Source organism: Singulisphaera chitinilytica (assembly GCF_049331405.1).
In the GTDB taxonomy this organism is placed as follows: Bacteria; Planctomycetota; Planctomycetia; order Isosphaerales; family Isosphaeraceae; genus PoT.
In genome coordinates, this window is the sequence record NZ_CP186274.1 from 9529271 (window position 1) to 9542853 (window position 13583).

The following is a 13583-nucleotide window of genomic DNA, read 5'->3' on the forward strand; positions in this document are numbered from 1 at the left end:
GGCCCCGGATCAACGGTGTTTCGCCAGCGCCGCCACGAGCAGGTCGTTCGAGGCCTGCCAGCGGAAACGCCCCGCGATCTCTCGGCCCAGGGCGACCTTTCGGGCACGCTCTTCGTGCTTGTCGAGGATGTTCCAGAGGGTCGACGAGATCGCGTCTTCGTCCTCGGGGGGGAAGTACCAGCCCGCCTCGCCGCCGACCTCGGGCAAGGCCGTCGAGTCGGCCAGGGCGACTGGAATTCCCTGCGCCATGGCTTCGATGGCGGGAATGCCGAAGCTCTCGCAGAGGGAGGGGAAGACCAGGGCGGTAGCCTCGGCATAGGCGGCGCGGAGGGCTCGCCCCTGCCTGTAGCCGGGGGTCGCGAAGACGGCGCGTCGGCCGGTGGCGGTCACCGCCTCGCGGATCGCCTGCGACTCGGCCTCGCCCCCTTCGCCCAGCAGCACGATCGCCAACTCCCCGTTGGCGACCTCGGGGAGCCTTGACGCCGCGCGGATGAAGCGGACGAGGTTCTTCCTCGGCTGGAAATTGGCGACGGAGAGCAGATAGGGAATGCCGGGCGGGAGCCCCAGGTCGTTCCTGACCCCCTCTCGCTCGCGCTGGGTTGCCGGCTCGTAGAAGAGGTCGTCGGCCGCGTTGGGGACGTAGGCGACCCGATCCTTGCAGTCGGGGAAGGCCTCGAGGAGCCGCTCCGTGTTGAAGTTCGACACGGAGAGGATCAGGTTGGCGTTGCCGAAGGTCTTCGCGAGGCGTTCGCGGAACTTGGGGTGGCTCTGCAGGTTCTGGAGCACGTCGTGGCTGGTCACCGCACGTCGGGCGGTTCGGGTCGGGATCTCGTATTCGGATGGGCAGTAGACCCAGTCGACCTTGCCGGTCCACCAGTCGATCGGCGGCCAGGGCTTGATACGCCACCAGCGCAGGGCGTCCCTCGTTCGGATCGGCAACTCGCGACGGCGCAGATCATCGAGCCCCTCCCAGTAGGCGAGGCCGTCGGGATCGTGGAGGCGGCCCGAGATCAGCTGGACGTCGACGTCGGGGCGTTGCCTCAACTTCTCGAGCTGCGCCAGGGCATGCCGGGTTACGCCGGTCGGGCCCCGGCAGGCGTCGATGTCGTAAACGAGAGCCACGCGCATCCTTGCCGTTTCATCCCCCATGACCAATCCGCCTCAACGTCCTTAAGTCGTATCGTCTCGAGAGCCGGGCTCGTCAGAACCACATCGGGAAGGCCCAGTAGAGCGCCACCAGCATGCTGAGCAGGAATCCGACCGCGAACCACCAGGGGAACCGCCTCGGGGCGTCCTCCTCCGAGATGTAGCTGCCGCAACTGGGGCAGACCTCGGCCTCTTCGTAGATCTGTTCGCGGCAATAAGGGCAGGGGATCGTGTCGTCGTCTTCGTCTTCTTCATCCCACGGATCGTCGAAGTCGTCCTCGTCTTCGTCGTCGGGTTCCAGGTCGGTATAGCGACGCACGTTCCGCCTCCTTTATAGTCCAGCCGGGAGATGGTAGGGCAGCGAGACTTCCCCTGTCAATTCGGGGCCGGCGCAACGAATCCCGGGTTCGACTTGACAGCTTGAAACGATTACTTACAATACGTGCTTCGGCGATGTCCGGACAGCGGTCCGCGTTTGCGCGGCGTTCCGGACCGTTTTGCGAAGACTCGCACGCCATCCCGCGATGATAAGGATCGACCTCGGCCCCGAGGGAACGGCCGGGGGAATTGGAACTATTGACTCATGCCCACGATCAATCAGCTCGTCCGTAAACCGCGCCGCCCGGTGACTTACAAGACCAAATCGCCGGTGCTCGAGGGTTGCGCGTTCAAGCGCGGGGTTTGCCTCCAGGTCAAGACGATGACGCCGAAGAAGCCGAACTCGGCGCTTCGTAAGGTGGCGAGGGTCCGGCTCTCGAACGGCAAGGAAATCACGGCCTACATCCCGGGTGAAGGGCACAACCTTCAGGAACACTCGATCGTCCTGATCCGTGGTGGCCGCGTCCGCGACTTGCCGGGCGTCCGCTACCACATCGTCCGCGGCGTGCTCGACAGCCTCGGAGTGGCCGATCGTAAGCAGGCCCGCTCGAAGTACGGTGCCTCGGCCAAGGCCGCCGCTGCCCCGGCCAAGAAGAAGAAGTAAACCGATACGAACGAACGATTTATCGTCATCGTCCGTCAAGGTCTGCTAATGACGCCCGCCGACGCCGGCCCCTGAGCCGGCCGTCGCGTCGGCCAGCGGTCTTCCGACTTCGCCTCGAGGCGGGGGCCGATTATCGATCCAGGTCGCCAATCGAATCACGCTCAATTTCCAGGACGAACGCGAAATGTCCCGCAAGTTCACGGCCAGCAAGTCCCAGCTTCGCCCCGACCCTCGATTCGGCTCGAAGCTCGCCAGCAAGTTCATCAATTGCCTCATGTATGACGGCAAGAAGAGCGTCGCCCAGAAGGTCTTCTACGACGCCATGGAGATCATCGAGCGTCGCTTGCCGAACGACAACCCGATCGACGTCTTCACACGCGCCGTCGAGAACGTGAAGCCGGTCATCGAAGTCCGCTCCAAGCGCGTCGGCGGTGCCACTTATCAGGTGCCGATGCAGGTCAACAAGGTCCGTCAGCAGACCCTGTCGATTCGCTGGCTCCTCATGGCCGCCCGCGAGAAGAAGGGCCGCCCGATGGCCATCAAGCTCTCCGACGAGTTGATCGCCGCCTACAACCGTGACGGCGCGGCCATCACCCGCCGCGAGAACGTCCACCGCATGGCCGACGCCAACAAGGCGTTCGCCCACTTCGCCTGGTAAGAACAAGCCGATGCTTCGCGAAAGGCCCGTGTTCTCGAGAGAGAACCAACGGGCTTTTTCGCGCGCCTCGCGCAGAGTCGACTCCGCCTCGAGGGCCCTTGCGAACTTCCCTCGCGGCGAGGGCATCCACATTCCAAGGGGTGGTCCGGTCCGAGGCGTCGCGAGTTTCGGGGGGGTCGGGCATTCGCCGGCCTCGCCCGAACTCGCGCTGGGATCTCGCATCGGCCCACGCTAAGCTAGAGCGATCGAATTCATCCTGCCCCCGAATTCCACCCCGTGACCTCACGGATGGCCATCCATGGACAGCAGCGACCCAGCCTATTTGCAGTCGATCCGCAACATCGGGATCATCGCCCACATCGACGCCGGCAAGACGACGACGACGGAGCGAATCCTCTACTACACCGGCGAAATCCACCGGATGGGGGACGTGGATAAGGGGTCGACGACCACCGACTACCTCGAAGAAGAGCGCGAGCGAGGGATCACGATCGTCGCGGCGGCGATCACCTGCCAGTGGAAGGACGTGACGATCAACATCATCGACACGCCGGGGCACGTCGACTTCACCGCCGAGGTCGAGCGCTCCCTCCGCGTGCTCGACGGAGCGGTCGTCATCTTCTCGGCCGTCGAAGGGGTCGAGGCCCAGAGCGAGACCGTCTGGCGCCAGGCGACCAAGTATCACGTCCCTCGGCTCTGCTTCATCAACAAGATGGACCGCATCGGCGCCGAGTACGAACGCGTCTTCGCCGAGATCCAGGAACGGCTCGAGAGCCACCCGATCCCCGTCCAGATCCCCATCGGCGCCGGCCCCGAAGGGACGATGGGGGAGTTCAAGGGGCTGATCGACCTCATCGCCATGAAGGCCCTCTTCTTCAAGACCGAGGACCTGGGCTCGACCTTCACCATCGACGAGATCCCCGACGACCTGCTCCCCGACGCCGAACTCTGGCGTGAGCGTATGCTCAACGCGCTGTCCGAGTTCGACGAAACATTCACCGACGTGTACATGGCCCACCTCGAAGGCGGGGAGCTGGCCGAGTCCGACATCGTCGCCGCCCTGCGCCGGGCGACCCTGACCGGGCGTGCGCAGCCGGTCCTCTGCGGCTCGAGCTTCAAGTACGTCGGCGTCCAGCGCCTCCTCGACGCGGTCGCCGCCTACCTGCCCAGCCCGCTGGACAAGCCCCCGGTGGTCGGACACCACCCCAAGAAGGGGACCGAGATCACCCGGAAGCCGAGCCCCGACGAGCCCTTCTGCGGCCTCGTCTTCAAGATCACCAACGACCAGCACGGCGACCTCTCATTCGTCCGCGTCTACTCGGGCGAGCTCAAGGCCGGCAGCCGCGTCTACAACCCGGGACGCGACAAGAAAGAGATCTGCTCGAGGCTCTATCACATCAGGGCCGACGAACGCGAGAAGATCGAGGAAGTCCGCGCGGGCGACATCGTCGGCGTCGTCGGGCTCAAGGACTCCGTCACCGGCGACACGCTCTGCGACGCCTCCCACGCGATCCTGCTCGAGAAGATCGAGTTCCCCGAGACCGTCATCAGCATGTCCATCGAGCCGGTCAGCTCGGCCGACAAGGGCAAGCTCGCCGACACCCTCGCCTCGCTCGCCCGCGAAGACCCCACCTTCTTCTACAAGGTGAACGAGGAAACCGGCCAGACCCTGATCTCGGGCATGGGCGAGCTGCACCTCGAGATCCTCAAGAACCGGATGATCCGGGACTTCAAGCTCAAGGTCCACGTCGGCCGCCCTCGCGTCAGCTACCGCGAGACGATCAAGAAGGCCGTCAAGCGCGTCGAAGGGACCTGCATCCGGCAAACGGGCGGAACCGGCCTCTACGCCAAGGTCACCATCGACCTCGAGCCCGAGGTCCAGCCCAAGGGAGGGCCGGTCCTCTCGATCGTGAACAAGCTCAAGGGGGGCGTCATCCCCTCCGAGTACATCCCCGCGATCGAGGCCGGCCTCCGCGAGGAAGCCAAGTCGGGCGGACGCACCGGGTTCCCCCTCGTCGACCTCAAGATCACGCTCACCGACGGCGACTACCACGACGTCGACAGCAACGAGCTCGCCTTCCGCTTCGCCGCCTCCGAAGCCCTGCGCAAGGCGGTTCAGGAGGCCGGTGCGGTGCTCCTGGAGCCGATCATGAAGCTCGAGGTCGTCACCCCCGAGGAATACCTCGGCAACATCACCGGCGACCTCTCCAGCCGCCGCACGCTCATCGACAAGACGTACACGCGCGGCAAGCTCATGGTCATCGAGTCGCGGGCCCCGCTGGAGAAGATGTTCGGCTACTCAACGGCCGTCCGCAGCCTCTCCCAGGGCCGTGCCAGCTATTCCATGGAACCCCTCGAGTACGCCGCCGCCCCCGACAGCATGCTCGAGAGCCTGGCCGGAGGCTGAGCCCCTTCAGGGCCAGCCGGGGCAGGGCACCCGTCCCCGCCCCTTCGGACCCAAAAGAGCCCCGATCCCGGATTCGAGCGAACCGGAGTCGGGGCTATCGCATCTTCAACAATGCCGCCCGAAAGCCAGCCGAGCCCGGCCCACGCGAACAGTTATCGGCATGTGAGAGACTGGGACAGATTTGAGTGCGTTCGAGGAGGCGGAGAGGCAAGGACACCCGCCAACGCTCGCGACAATCGGCAAATTCAAAAAGTTCCGCATTTCTCGACCACCAACGCCTTGATTCGAGGGCGATGCGCGGGATACATTGAGTGGATCAGTAGGGTTGACTCTCCAGGCTCGAAGACCCGTCATCTCTCGCGGGTGCAACCGGGCCTCCTCCGAGGGTCTCATCTGAGCTGAAACCCTCGAGAACCCGCGAAAAAACCGGGGAAAACTCGATTGAGTCGAGTTGACTTCTTGAAAGTCACTCGTTACATTCTTACTTTCCCGCGGAAATGCGGGTTAGAAAGAGTAAGGAAGGCCTACGGGTCGGCGGTCGTTTGGAAGGGAAGAACGCGTGGCGGGCATCAGCAACGAGCGGATTCGCATCCGCATGGAAGCGTACGACCACACCATCCTTGACCAGTCGGCCAAGGATATTGTCGACACCGCCAAGCGGACTGAGGCGATCGTCCACGGACCGATCCCCTTGCCTACCCGCATTGAGCGCTACACCGTGCTCCGAAGCCCGCACATCGACAAGAAGTCGCGGGAGCAGTTCGAGATCCGGACGCACAAGCGGCTGATCGACATCGTGCAGCCGACGAACAAGACAATCGACGCCTTGAACAAGCTCAGCCTGCCTGCGGGCGTGGACATCAAGATCAAGGCCGGTCCCTCCGGGGGCTGATCATCGTCCTCGACGGCAGCCGCGTATGTGGCGCACGTCTGGGGCGGCCCGGGCCAACACGAGGGAAAACCCTTTTCCTCGCGTCGGCCCGATTCGTTGATAGCGAAGTCTCATTTCCAAGATGAGACGAGGCTGTCGGCGACGGGATGATGGGGATGGCTCCTCACCGTTTCGTAGCGGGTCGCGACCACACTATAGAAGCAACCAACGCCCCGGGCGGCGATGACCGACCCGGGCGGGCTGGATTGACGACGGAGTTTTTGAGATGCGCGTGGGACTGCTCGGCCGCAAAGTCGGCATGACCCAGATCTTTGAAGCCGACGGGACTGCCGTCCCGATCACGGTCCTGGAATGTGGCCCGTGCACCGTGCTCCAGGTCCGGACGGAAGAACGTGACGGCTACCACGCGCTGCAACTCGGCTACGCCGACAAGAAGCGCAAGAGTGCCACGCAAGCGGCTCGCGGCCACGCCAAGAAGGTCGATGCCGAACCGAAGCGATACATCCGCGAGATCCGCCAGGAAGGGCCGACCGAGGTCGCCGAAGGGGCGACGCTGACGGTCGAGGTCTTCAACGAGATCAAGACGGTCGACGTCATCGGCGTCAGCAAGGGCCGTGGGTTCTCGGGCGTCATGAAGCGGCACGGCTTCAAGGGCCTCCGGGCGACGCACGGCGTCAAGCGTATGCACCGTCACCCCGGTTCGTCCGGCCCGAGCGCCGACCCGGCCCACACCCGCAAGGGTATCCGCAAGCCGGGCCAGTACGGCAACGCCCGGATCACCGTCCGCAACCTGAAGATCGTCCGCATCGACGCGACCAACAACTTGATCCTGGTCAAGGGCGCGGTGCCGGGCCCGAACGGCGGCTTCCTCACCGTTCGACAGACGAACAAAGTTTGATTCACGGAACATATTCACCACAAAGGCATGAAGGACACAAAGGATTCCGAAAGGGATGAAGCCCGGGCCGAAGATCGATCCGAAGCCGCTCATTTGTCCCCTCCGTTGCCTTTGTGGTTAATCTGGATTCGATAAAATGCTGACCGTACCCGTTTTCAACTCGGCTGGCGAGAAGGTTGGGGAGGAGTCGATCGACCCGGCCGATTTCGGCGGCGAGGTCAACAAGCAGCTCCTGCATGAAGTCGTGCTGATGCACCTGGCCAACCGCCGGGTCGGCACGGTGAACACCCGCGGCCGCGCCGACGTCGCCGGCTCCGGGAAGAAGCTCTTCCGCCAGAAGGGGACCGGCAATGCCCGCGCCGGTGCCAAGCGGACCAACAAGCGGAAGGGCGGCGGCGTCGCCTTCGCCCGCCGCAACCGCGACTACAGCTACGCCCTGCCGAAGAAGGCCGTCCGGGCCGCCATCCGCATGGCGCTCCTCTCCAAGTTCCAGGACGGCCAGGCCCTGGTGATCGACGGCCTGAACCTGACGACCCCCAAGACCAAGACGGTCGTCCAGGCCCTCAAGGCCATCCGTCGGCCGGACCTCACCGAGGCTGAAGCGACCGAGACCGTCGGCGAGACCAAGGGCAAGGCCCTGGATCGCACGCTCGACCATCGGACCATCCTCTTCGGCCTGCCGGATCACGACCCGATCTTCTACCGCAGTGCCCGCAACATCGAAGGCGTCGAAATCGCCCCCGTGGCCGACTTCAACACCTACGACATCCTCAAGCAGCGTTACCTGATCCTGACTCGCGAGGCGTTGGCCACGCTCAAGGAACGCGTCAAGGTGAAGCTGGATCGCCGCCCGGCTCCATCCGCCGCAACTTCGTCGGCCGCCTCGGAGAACTGAGACAATGGTCACGCTCCGTCGTCCTCCTCAATATCAGCGCAGCGGGCCGGTCCTGGAGCCGTATCAGGTGGTCCTGCGCCCCCTGATCACCGAGAAGGCCACCCACCTCTCGGAACGGCACAACGCCTACACGTTCGAGGTCAGCCCCCTCGCCACCAAGACCGAGATCAAGAAGGCCGTCGAGGTCCTCTTCGACGTCAAGGTCGCCGACGTGCGGACGCAGAATCGCCGCGGCAAGGTCCGCCGCCACCGGCTCAAGCTGGGCCGGATGCGGAACTGGAAGAAGGCGATCGTCGCGCTGCATGAAGACTATCGAATTGATTTTTATTGATTAAACCTTGATCACAGTCGAGATCGGGCCGGCCTGGCCCTGCGAAGGACGCGACCTCGATGGGTATCCGCTACTACAAACCGACCAGCCCCGGGCGTCGAAACGCATCGGTCAGTGACTTCTCCGAGCTGACCGACAAGAATAAGAAGCCCGAGAAGAGCCTGACCGAGCCCCTCAAGAAGACCGGGGGCCGGAACAATCAAGGCTTCATCACATCCCGGCACCGCGGCGGCGGCCACAAGCGGATGTACCGGATCATCGACTTCCGCCGCAACGATCACGACGGGATCCCCGCCGAGGTCACCCACATCGAGTACGACCCGAACCGCTCGGCTCGGATCGCGCTGATCAAGTACCCCGACGGCGTCAAGCGCTACATCATCGCCCCCGAAGGGCTCAAGGCAGGGATGACCGTGAATAGCGGCCCCAACGCCGAGCCCAAGGTCGGCAACTGCCTGCCGCTCTCCAAGATCCCGACCGGCCTCTCGATCCACAACCTCGAGATGCAGCCCGGCGGCGGTGCCAAGCTCTGCCGCTCGGCCGGCGTGGGGGCGACCCTCACCGCCCGAGAAGGGACCTGGGCCCAGATCACGCTGCCGTCCGGCGAAGTCCGCCGTATCCCGGCCGCCTGCCGGGCCACGATCGGCATGGTCGGCAACGCCGATCACATGAACATCCGACTTGGCAAGGCGGGCCGCAAGCGATGGCTGGGACGTCGTCCGCACGTCCGAGGCGTCGCGATGAATCCCGTCGACCACCCGATGGGTGGTGGTGAAGGACGCACCTCGGGCGGCCGTCACCCGTGCTCGCCGACCGGCAAGCTGGCCAAGGGCGGCAAGACCCGTCGTCGTCGCAAGCCGTCGAACTCGGCGATCATCCGCCGACGCCGCAGCGTGCGTTACGGCCAGCTCAAGCTCTGATTCCTTTCGACACATTTGTGTCGAGCCTTGCCCCAACCGGGCCGGTCGTCGTACCGACATACGACGACCGGCCTCGCCGTCTGATAGGGAGTTGAGAACGGAGTCGACCGATTCCGACTCGATCAAGCCAGCTAAGCCGACGGGCCACGAACGAAGTTCGACCCGTATCTCAAGCTTACGACCCCGATGGGTCTGGGACCTGAATTCATATGGGACGATCGCTCAAGAAGGGCCCTTACGTCGTCGAGCGGCTGCTCGAGAAGGTGTACAAGGCCGACGCGACCGGGAATCGCGAACCGATCAAGACCTGGGCACGTGCTTGCACGATCGTGCCCGAGTTCATCGGCAAGAACTTCGCCATCCACAACGGGCGGAACTTCGTCAAGCTGTACGTGACGGAAGACATGGTCGGGCACAAGCTCGGCGAATTCGCCCCTACCCGGACGTTCCGGGGCCACGGCGGCAAGGCCACCAAGGGCCGCAAGTAAATCGATCCTGAGAGACGGACCGTCGGGAAGGGTCGTTCCAACTTGACGGCAGACCGCGTGGGAAACCGGTTATGAGTGCCTCGGTAGAATACATCGCCAAGCATCGCTTCGCCAAGATCTCGGTGCGCAAGCTCCGCCCGATCCTCGACCTGGTCCGTGGCAAGTACGCCGACGATGCCATGGACATCCTGAAGTACATGCCCCACCGGGGCGCGCGGATGATCGAACAGGTGCTCAAGAGCGCCATGGCCAACGCCGAAGACCGTGGGATCCGCAACGTCGGTGACCTGGTCGTGGTCGATGCCCGAGGCGACGGCGGCCCGATGTTCAAGCGGCTGATGCCCCGGGCGCGGGGTATGGCCTACATGATCCGGAGGCGCAGCGCCCACATCCAGATCGGCTTGACCGACCTGACCGCCGTTCCGACCGACTCATCTGACCAGGATCAAGATTAACCCAAAGGACGCAGACCCATGGGCCAAAAGGTTCGACCGACGGGGTTCCGCGTCGGGATCATGGAGGACTGGCGGAGCCGCTGGTACGCCTCCAAGCACGAATTCAGCGACCTCCTGGTCGAAGACTTCAAGATCCGCAAGTTCATCAAGGGTAAGTACAGCTACGCTGGCATCCCCAAGATCGAGATCGAGCGGACCCGAGATGCGGTGACCGTCTTCCTGTCGACCGCCCGCCCCGGCATCATCATCGGCCGCAAAGGTGCCGAGGTCGATCGCCTCAAGGACGAGCTCCAGGAGTTGACCGGGCGCCGGATCGAAGTCAAGATCGTCGAGGTCAACCGCCCCGAGATCGACGCTCAGCTCATCAGCGAGGACATCGCCGAGCAGCTCCAGAAGCGTTCGAGCTTCCGCCGTACCATCAAGCGTGCTCTCGAGCAGACCATGGACGGTGGCGCGAAGGGCGTCAAGATTCAGCTCTCCGGTCGCCTCGGCGGCTCGGAAATGTCGAGGACCGAGGGCGCGAACCTCGGCTCGATCCCGCTGAGCACGCTCCGAGCGAAGATCGACTATGGCTTCGCCGAAGCAAAGACGGCGCAAGGCCACATCGGAATCAAAGTGTGGGTCAACCAAGGCGATTACCTGAAGACGGAGGGCGGCACCGATGCCCATGATGCCCAAGCGGGTCAAGTACCGAAAAAGCCAAAAAGGCCGCGTAAAAGGTAATGCCACCCGCGGCAATTACGTCGCGTTCGGCGAGTTTGGCATTCAGGCCCTTGAGTCCGGCAAGATCAGCGCGGCCACGATCGAGGCGGGCCGCGTCGTCGCCAGCCAGGCGGTGAAGGGCGGCGGGAAGCTCTACATCCGGATCTTCCCCCACAAGAGCGTGACCTCGATCCCGGCCGAAACCCGGATGGGTAAAGGCAAGGGTGAAGTCGAATACTGGGCGGCCGTCGTCAAGCCGGGCACCGTCCTTTACGAAGTCGGCGGTGTCAGCGAAGAAGTGGCCCGCGCCTGCTTCGCCCGCGTCGCCCACAAGTTGCCGGTCGCCTGCCGCTTCGTCATGCGGCGGCCCACGCTGTAAGCGAACCGATCGAGTCCATCGATCGTAACTGTAAGTCTCCGTCTCCGATTGCCCGGCCGTGCCGATGCCGCCCGGACACAGAGGTTCGATTCCATGAGCAAGCCCGCCGAACTCCGAGAACAGACCGACGAGCAGTTGGATCTGCTCCTCAAGGAGACTCAGCAGAACCTGTTCCGGCTCCGGCTCCAGAGCGAGACTGAGCGGCTCGAGGCGCCGAGCGAGATCATCAAGGCCAAGCGCGAGATCGCCCGGATCAAGACCATCCTCCGGCTTCGCGAAATCGAGCACGAACGATCCGCCGCGGCGGCCTCCACCACTTAATCTTTCGACTCAAACCCAGACCGGAACCGGTAACCCGCGATGAGCCCAACGACACCCAGCCCCGCTTCCGATGCCCCGGCCCGCAGCCGGCGCAAGACGGAAATCGGGGTCGTCACGTCCGACAAGATGAACAAGACCCGCCGGGTCGAGATCGAGACTCTCGTCCCGCACCCCAAGTATGGCAAGCTCCTGAAGCGACGGACCGTCTGCCACGCGCACGACGAGACCAACCAGTCGCACCTGGGGGACCAGGTCGAGATCATGGAGACCCGCCCGCTCTCGAAGACGAAGCGTTGGCGAGTCGTTCGGATCGTGCGGCTGGGTGCTCAGCAGGCTCTCGCCGGCGAGGGTGAAGCCGCTAAGGCTTCCGTCTGAGCCTCTCTCGATCATCGTGGTCAGACTTCGCGAGGTGGGTTCGTCCCGCCTCGCGGTCTTCATACAACAACGGTGGGCGGTGCCCACCCTTTCTTGCGTTATCGCGGGCATCCGCCAGGTAGTGTGTCCCATGATCCAGATGCAGACTCGGCTCGACGTGGCCGACAACACCGGGGCCAAGGAAGTCATGTGCTTCAAGGTCCTGGGCGGCAGCGCCTCGCATTACAAGCGCCGCACGGCCGGCCTCGGCGATGTCATCATCGCGAGCGTGAAGAAGGCCTCCCCCGGGGGAGACGTCAAGGCCGGCGACGTGGTCCGTTGCGTGGTCGTCCGCGTCCGCAACTCGACGCGTCGCCCCGACGGCTCGTACGTCAAGTTCGACCGCAACGCCGTCGTCCTCATCGACAACGAGAAGAACCCCCGCGGCACCCGCATCTTCGGCGCCATCGCCCGAGAGCTCCGCGACCGTCAGTTCATGAAGATCATCAGCCTGGCCTCCGAGGTGGTCTGAGCCAGTCGGCCGGATCCGATGCGAGAGCGCGCCACTACTTAACGAGTCGACCATGCAAATTCGTAAAGACGACCAGGTCGAAGTGATCACCGGCGATGACAAAGGGACTCCCGACAACCGTCGGATCGCCAAGGTGCTCCGCGTCCTGCCCGAGAAGAACAAGATCGTCGTCGAAGGGATCAACCGGGTCTTCAAGCACCTGAAGCCCAGCGCCAAGAACCAGCAGGGCGGCCGGCTCTCCAAGGAGATGCCGATCGACGCCTCCAACGTCCTCCTCTTCTGCCCGAACTGCAAGCGGGGCGTCCGCATCGGCAGCCGCTTCGCCGAGAACGGCCAGAAGCAGCGTTACTGCAAGAAGTGCTCCACGAGCCTCGGCAACGTCGGCCCGGCCAAGACGGCCTACGCGACGAAGAAGTAAGTTCGGGACGTGAAGATATCCCGTCTCCCAGACCGTTACACCAAGGCCGGCTCCCGGCCTTTCTTTCCCTAAACGAGGCCGGCACGGCGAGTCTGGGAGTCTCTTGGATTCTCGAGTGCCTTAGTGATCGATTGAAGGACGACTGGAATGGCTCGTCTGCACGAACAGTACAACACCACCATCGCCTCCGCGATGGCCGAGAAGTACAACCTCAAGAATAAGATGGCGATCCCCAAGCTGGATAAGATCGTCATCAACATGGGCGTCGGCCGCGCCACCCAGGACAAGGCGCTCATGGAAGTGGCCGTCGACAGCCTCAGCAAGATCAGCGGGCAGAAGCCGCAGATCACCAAGGCCAAGACGTCGGTCGCCGGATTCCGCCTCCGCGAAGGCAACGAGATCGGGTGCAAGGTCACCCTCCGCGGCCACCGGATGTATGAGTTCCTCGACCGATTGATCGCGATCGCCCTTCCTCGTATCCGCGACTTCCGCGGCGTCAACCCGAACAGCTTCGACGGGCACGGCAACTACACCCTCGGCCTCGCCGAGCAGGTCGTCTTCCCCGAGATCGACGCCGACCGGTTGCAGCACACGCAGGGCATGGACATCACGATCGTCACGAAGAATGCCAACGACGATCAGGCCCGCGAGTTGCTCCGCGCCTTCGGAATGCCTTACCGCAAGCCGCAGCAGCGTTGAGTCGAGCCTCCCGTCTCGATAAACTGGTTTGTTCGAGCGTGATGTCTGAATCACGAGCAATGAGTGCGACGACTTCCCATTTTTCGGTCTAGGTCACGGTGTACTA

The 13583-nt window shown here is 63.9% G+C and carries 19 protein-coding genes; 17 read left to right on the forward strand and 2 right to left on the reverse strand.

Features of this window, described 5'->3' with window-relative positions; genetic code table 11:
• Positions 1-9: 9 nt before the first annotated feature.
• Both ACOYYX_RS37065 and ACOYYX_RS37070 read right to left on the reverse strand, forming a co-directional pair.
• Positions 10-1128, reverse strand: coding sequence for a glycosyltransferase family 4 protein (locus ACOYYX_RS37065; RefSeq protein WP_422927673.1), 1119 nt, complete (start codon positions 1126-1128; stop codon positions 10-12).
• A gap of 73 nt (positions 1129-1201) precedes the next feature.
• A complete protein-coding gene (locus ACOYYX_RS37070) occupies positions 1202-1465 on the reverse strand; it encodes a zinc ribbon domain-containing protein (protein WP_422927674.1) in 264 nt (87 codons plus the stop codon).
• Between the two features lie 264 nt (positions 1466-1729).
• Between ACOYYX_RS37070 and rpsL the strand changes: the two genes are divergently transcribed.
• From rpsL to rplE, 17 genes are all read left to right on the forward strand, one after another.
• A complete protein-coding gene (rpsL, locus tag ACOYYX_RS37075; protein WP_422927675.1) occupies positions 1730-2128 on the forward strand; it encodes a 30S ribosomal protein S12 in 399 nt (132 codons plus the stop codon).
• Positions 2129-2312: 184 nt separating this feature from the next.
• Positions 2313-2786 (forward strand): 30S ribosomal protein S7, encoded by a 474-nt coding sequence (gene rpsG, locus ACOYYX_RS37080; RefSeq protein WP_422927676.1) that lies wholly within the window; start codon positions 2313-2315, stop codon positions 2784-2786.
• Positions 2787-3084: 298 nt separating this feature from the next.
• Positions 3085-5193: an elongation factor G gene (gene fusA, locus ACOYYX_RS37085; protein WP_422927677.1), complete on the forward strand. Its 2109-nt coding sequence runs from the start codon at positions 3085-3087 to the stop codon at positions 5191-5193.
• A 595-nt stretch (positions 5194-5788) separates the two neighbouring features.
• The gene (rpsJ, locus tag ACOYYX_RS37090) at positions 5789-6085 is read left to right on the forward strand and encodes a 30S ribosomal protein S10 (protein ID WP_422931715.1); all 297 of its coding nucleotides are present in this window, start codon (positions 5789-5791) and stop codon (positions 6083-6085) included.
• Positions 6086-6350: 265 nt separating this feature from the next.
• A complete protein-coding gene (gene rplC / locus ACOYYX_RS37095) occupies positions 6351-6983 on the forward strand; it encodes a 50S ribosomal protein L3 (RefSeq protein ID WP_422927678.1) in 633 nt (210 codons plus the stop codon).
• 136 nt (positions 6984-7119) lie between these two features.
• Entirely contained in the window at positions 7120-7878 is a 759-nt protein-coding gene (rplD, locus tag ACOYYX_RS37100; protein ID WP_422927679.1) for a 50S ribosomal protein L4, read from the forward strand.
• 4 nt (positions 7879-7882) lie between these two features.
• Positions 7883-8209: a 50S ribosomal protein L23 gene (gene rplW, locus ACOYYX_RS37105; RefSeq protein WP_422927680.1), complete on the forward strand. Its 327-nt coding sequence runs from the start codon at positions 7883-7885 to the stop codon at positions 8207-8209.
• 59 nt (positions 8210-8268) lie between these two features.
• Positions 8269-9129 (forward strand): 50S ribosomal protein L2, encoded by an 861-nt coding sequence (rplB, locus tag ACOYYX_RS37110; RefSeq protein ID WP_422927681.1) that lies wholly within the window; start codon positions 8269-8271, stop codon positions 9127-9129.
• Positions 9130-9338: 209 nt separating this feature from the next.
• Positions 9339-9617, forward strand: coding sequence for a 30S ribosomal protein S19 (rpsS, locus tag ACOYYX_RS37115; protein WP_422927682.1), 279 nt, complete (start codon positions 9339-9341; stop codon positions 9615-9617).
• Positions 9618-9688: 71 nt separating this feature from the next.
• On the forward strand, positions 9689-10072 hold the full coding sequence (gene rplV, locus ACOYYX_RS37120) for a 50S ribosomal protein L22 (RefSeq protein WP_422927683.1): 384 nt from the start codon (positions 9689-9691) through the stop codon (positions 10070-10072).
• 18 nt (positions 10073-10090) lie between these two features.
• Positions 10091-10795: a 30S ribosomal protein S3 gene (gene rpsC / locus ACOYYX_RS37125; RefSeq protein ID WP_422927684.1), complete on the forward strand. Its 705-nt coding sequence runs from the start codon at positions 10091-10093 to the stop codon at positions 10793-10795.
• A complete protein-coding gene (gene rplP, locus ACOYYX_RS37130) occupies positions 10734-11153 on the forward strand; it encodes a 50S ribosomal protein L16 (protein ID WP_422927685.1) in 420 nt (139 codons plus the stop codon). Before rpsC ends, rplP begins: the two co-directional genes overlap by 62 nt.
• 93 nt (positions 11154-11246) lie before the next feature.
• A complete protein-coding gene (rpmC, locus tag ACOYYX_RS37135) occupies positions 11247-11474 on the forward strand; it encodes a 50S ribosomal protein L29 (protein WP_422927686.1) in 228 nt (75 codons plus the stop codon).
• 126 nt (positions 11475-11600) lie between these two features.
• Positions 11601-11849, forward strand: coding sequence for a 30S ribosomal protein S17 (gene rpsQ / locus ACOYYX_RS37140; protein ID WP_422931716.1), 249 nt, complete (start codon positions 11601-11603; stop codon positions 11847-11849).
• A 130-nt stretch (positions 11850-11979) separates the two neighbouring features.
• On the forward strand, positions 11980-12360 hold the full coding sequence (gene rplN, locus ACOYYX_RS37145) for a 50S ribosomal protein L14 (RefSeq protein WP_422927687.1): 381 nt from the start codon (positions 11980-11982) through the stop codon (positions 12358-12360).
• A gap of 52 nt (positions 12361-12412) precedes the next feature.
• Positions 12413-12778, forward strand: a complete 366-nt coding sequence (gene rplX, locus ACOYYX_RS37150; RefSeq protein ID WP_422927688.1) for a 50S ribosomal protein L24 — start codon at positions 12413-12415, stop codon at positions 12776-12778.
• A gap of 147 nt (positions 12779-12925) precedes the next feature.
• Positions 12926-13477, forward strand: a complete 552-nt coding sequence (gene rplE / locus ACOYYX_RS37155; RefSeq protein ID WP_422927689.1) for a 50S ribosomal protein L5 — start codon at positions 12926-12928, stop codon at positions 13475-13477.
• Positions 13478-13583: the final 106 nt, after the last annotated feature.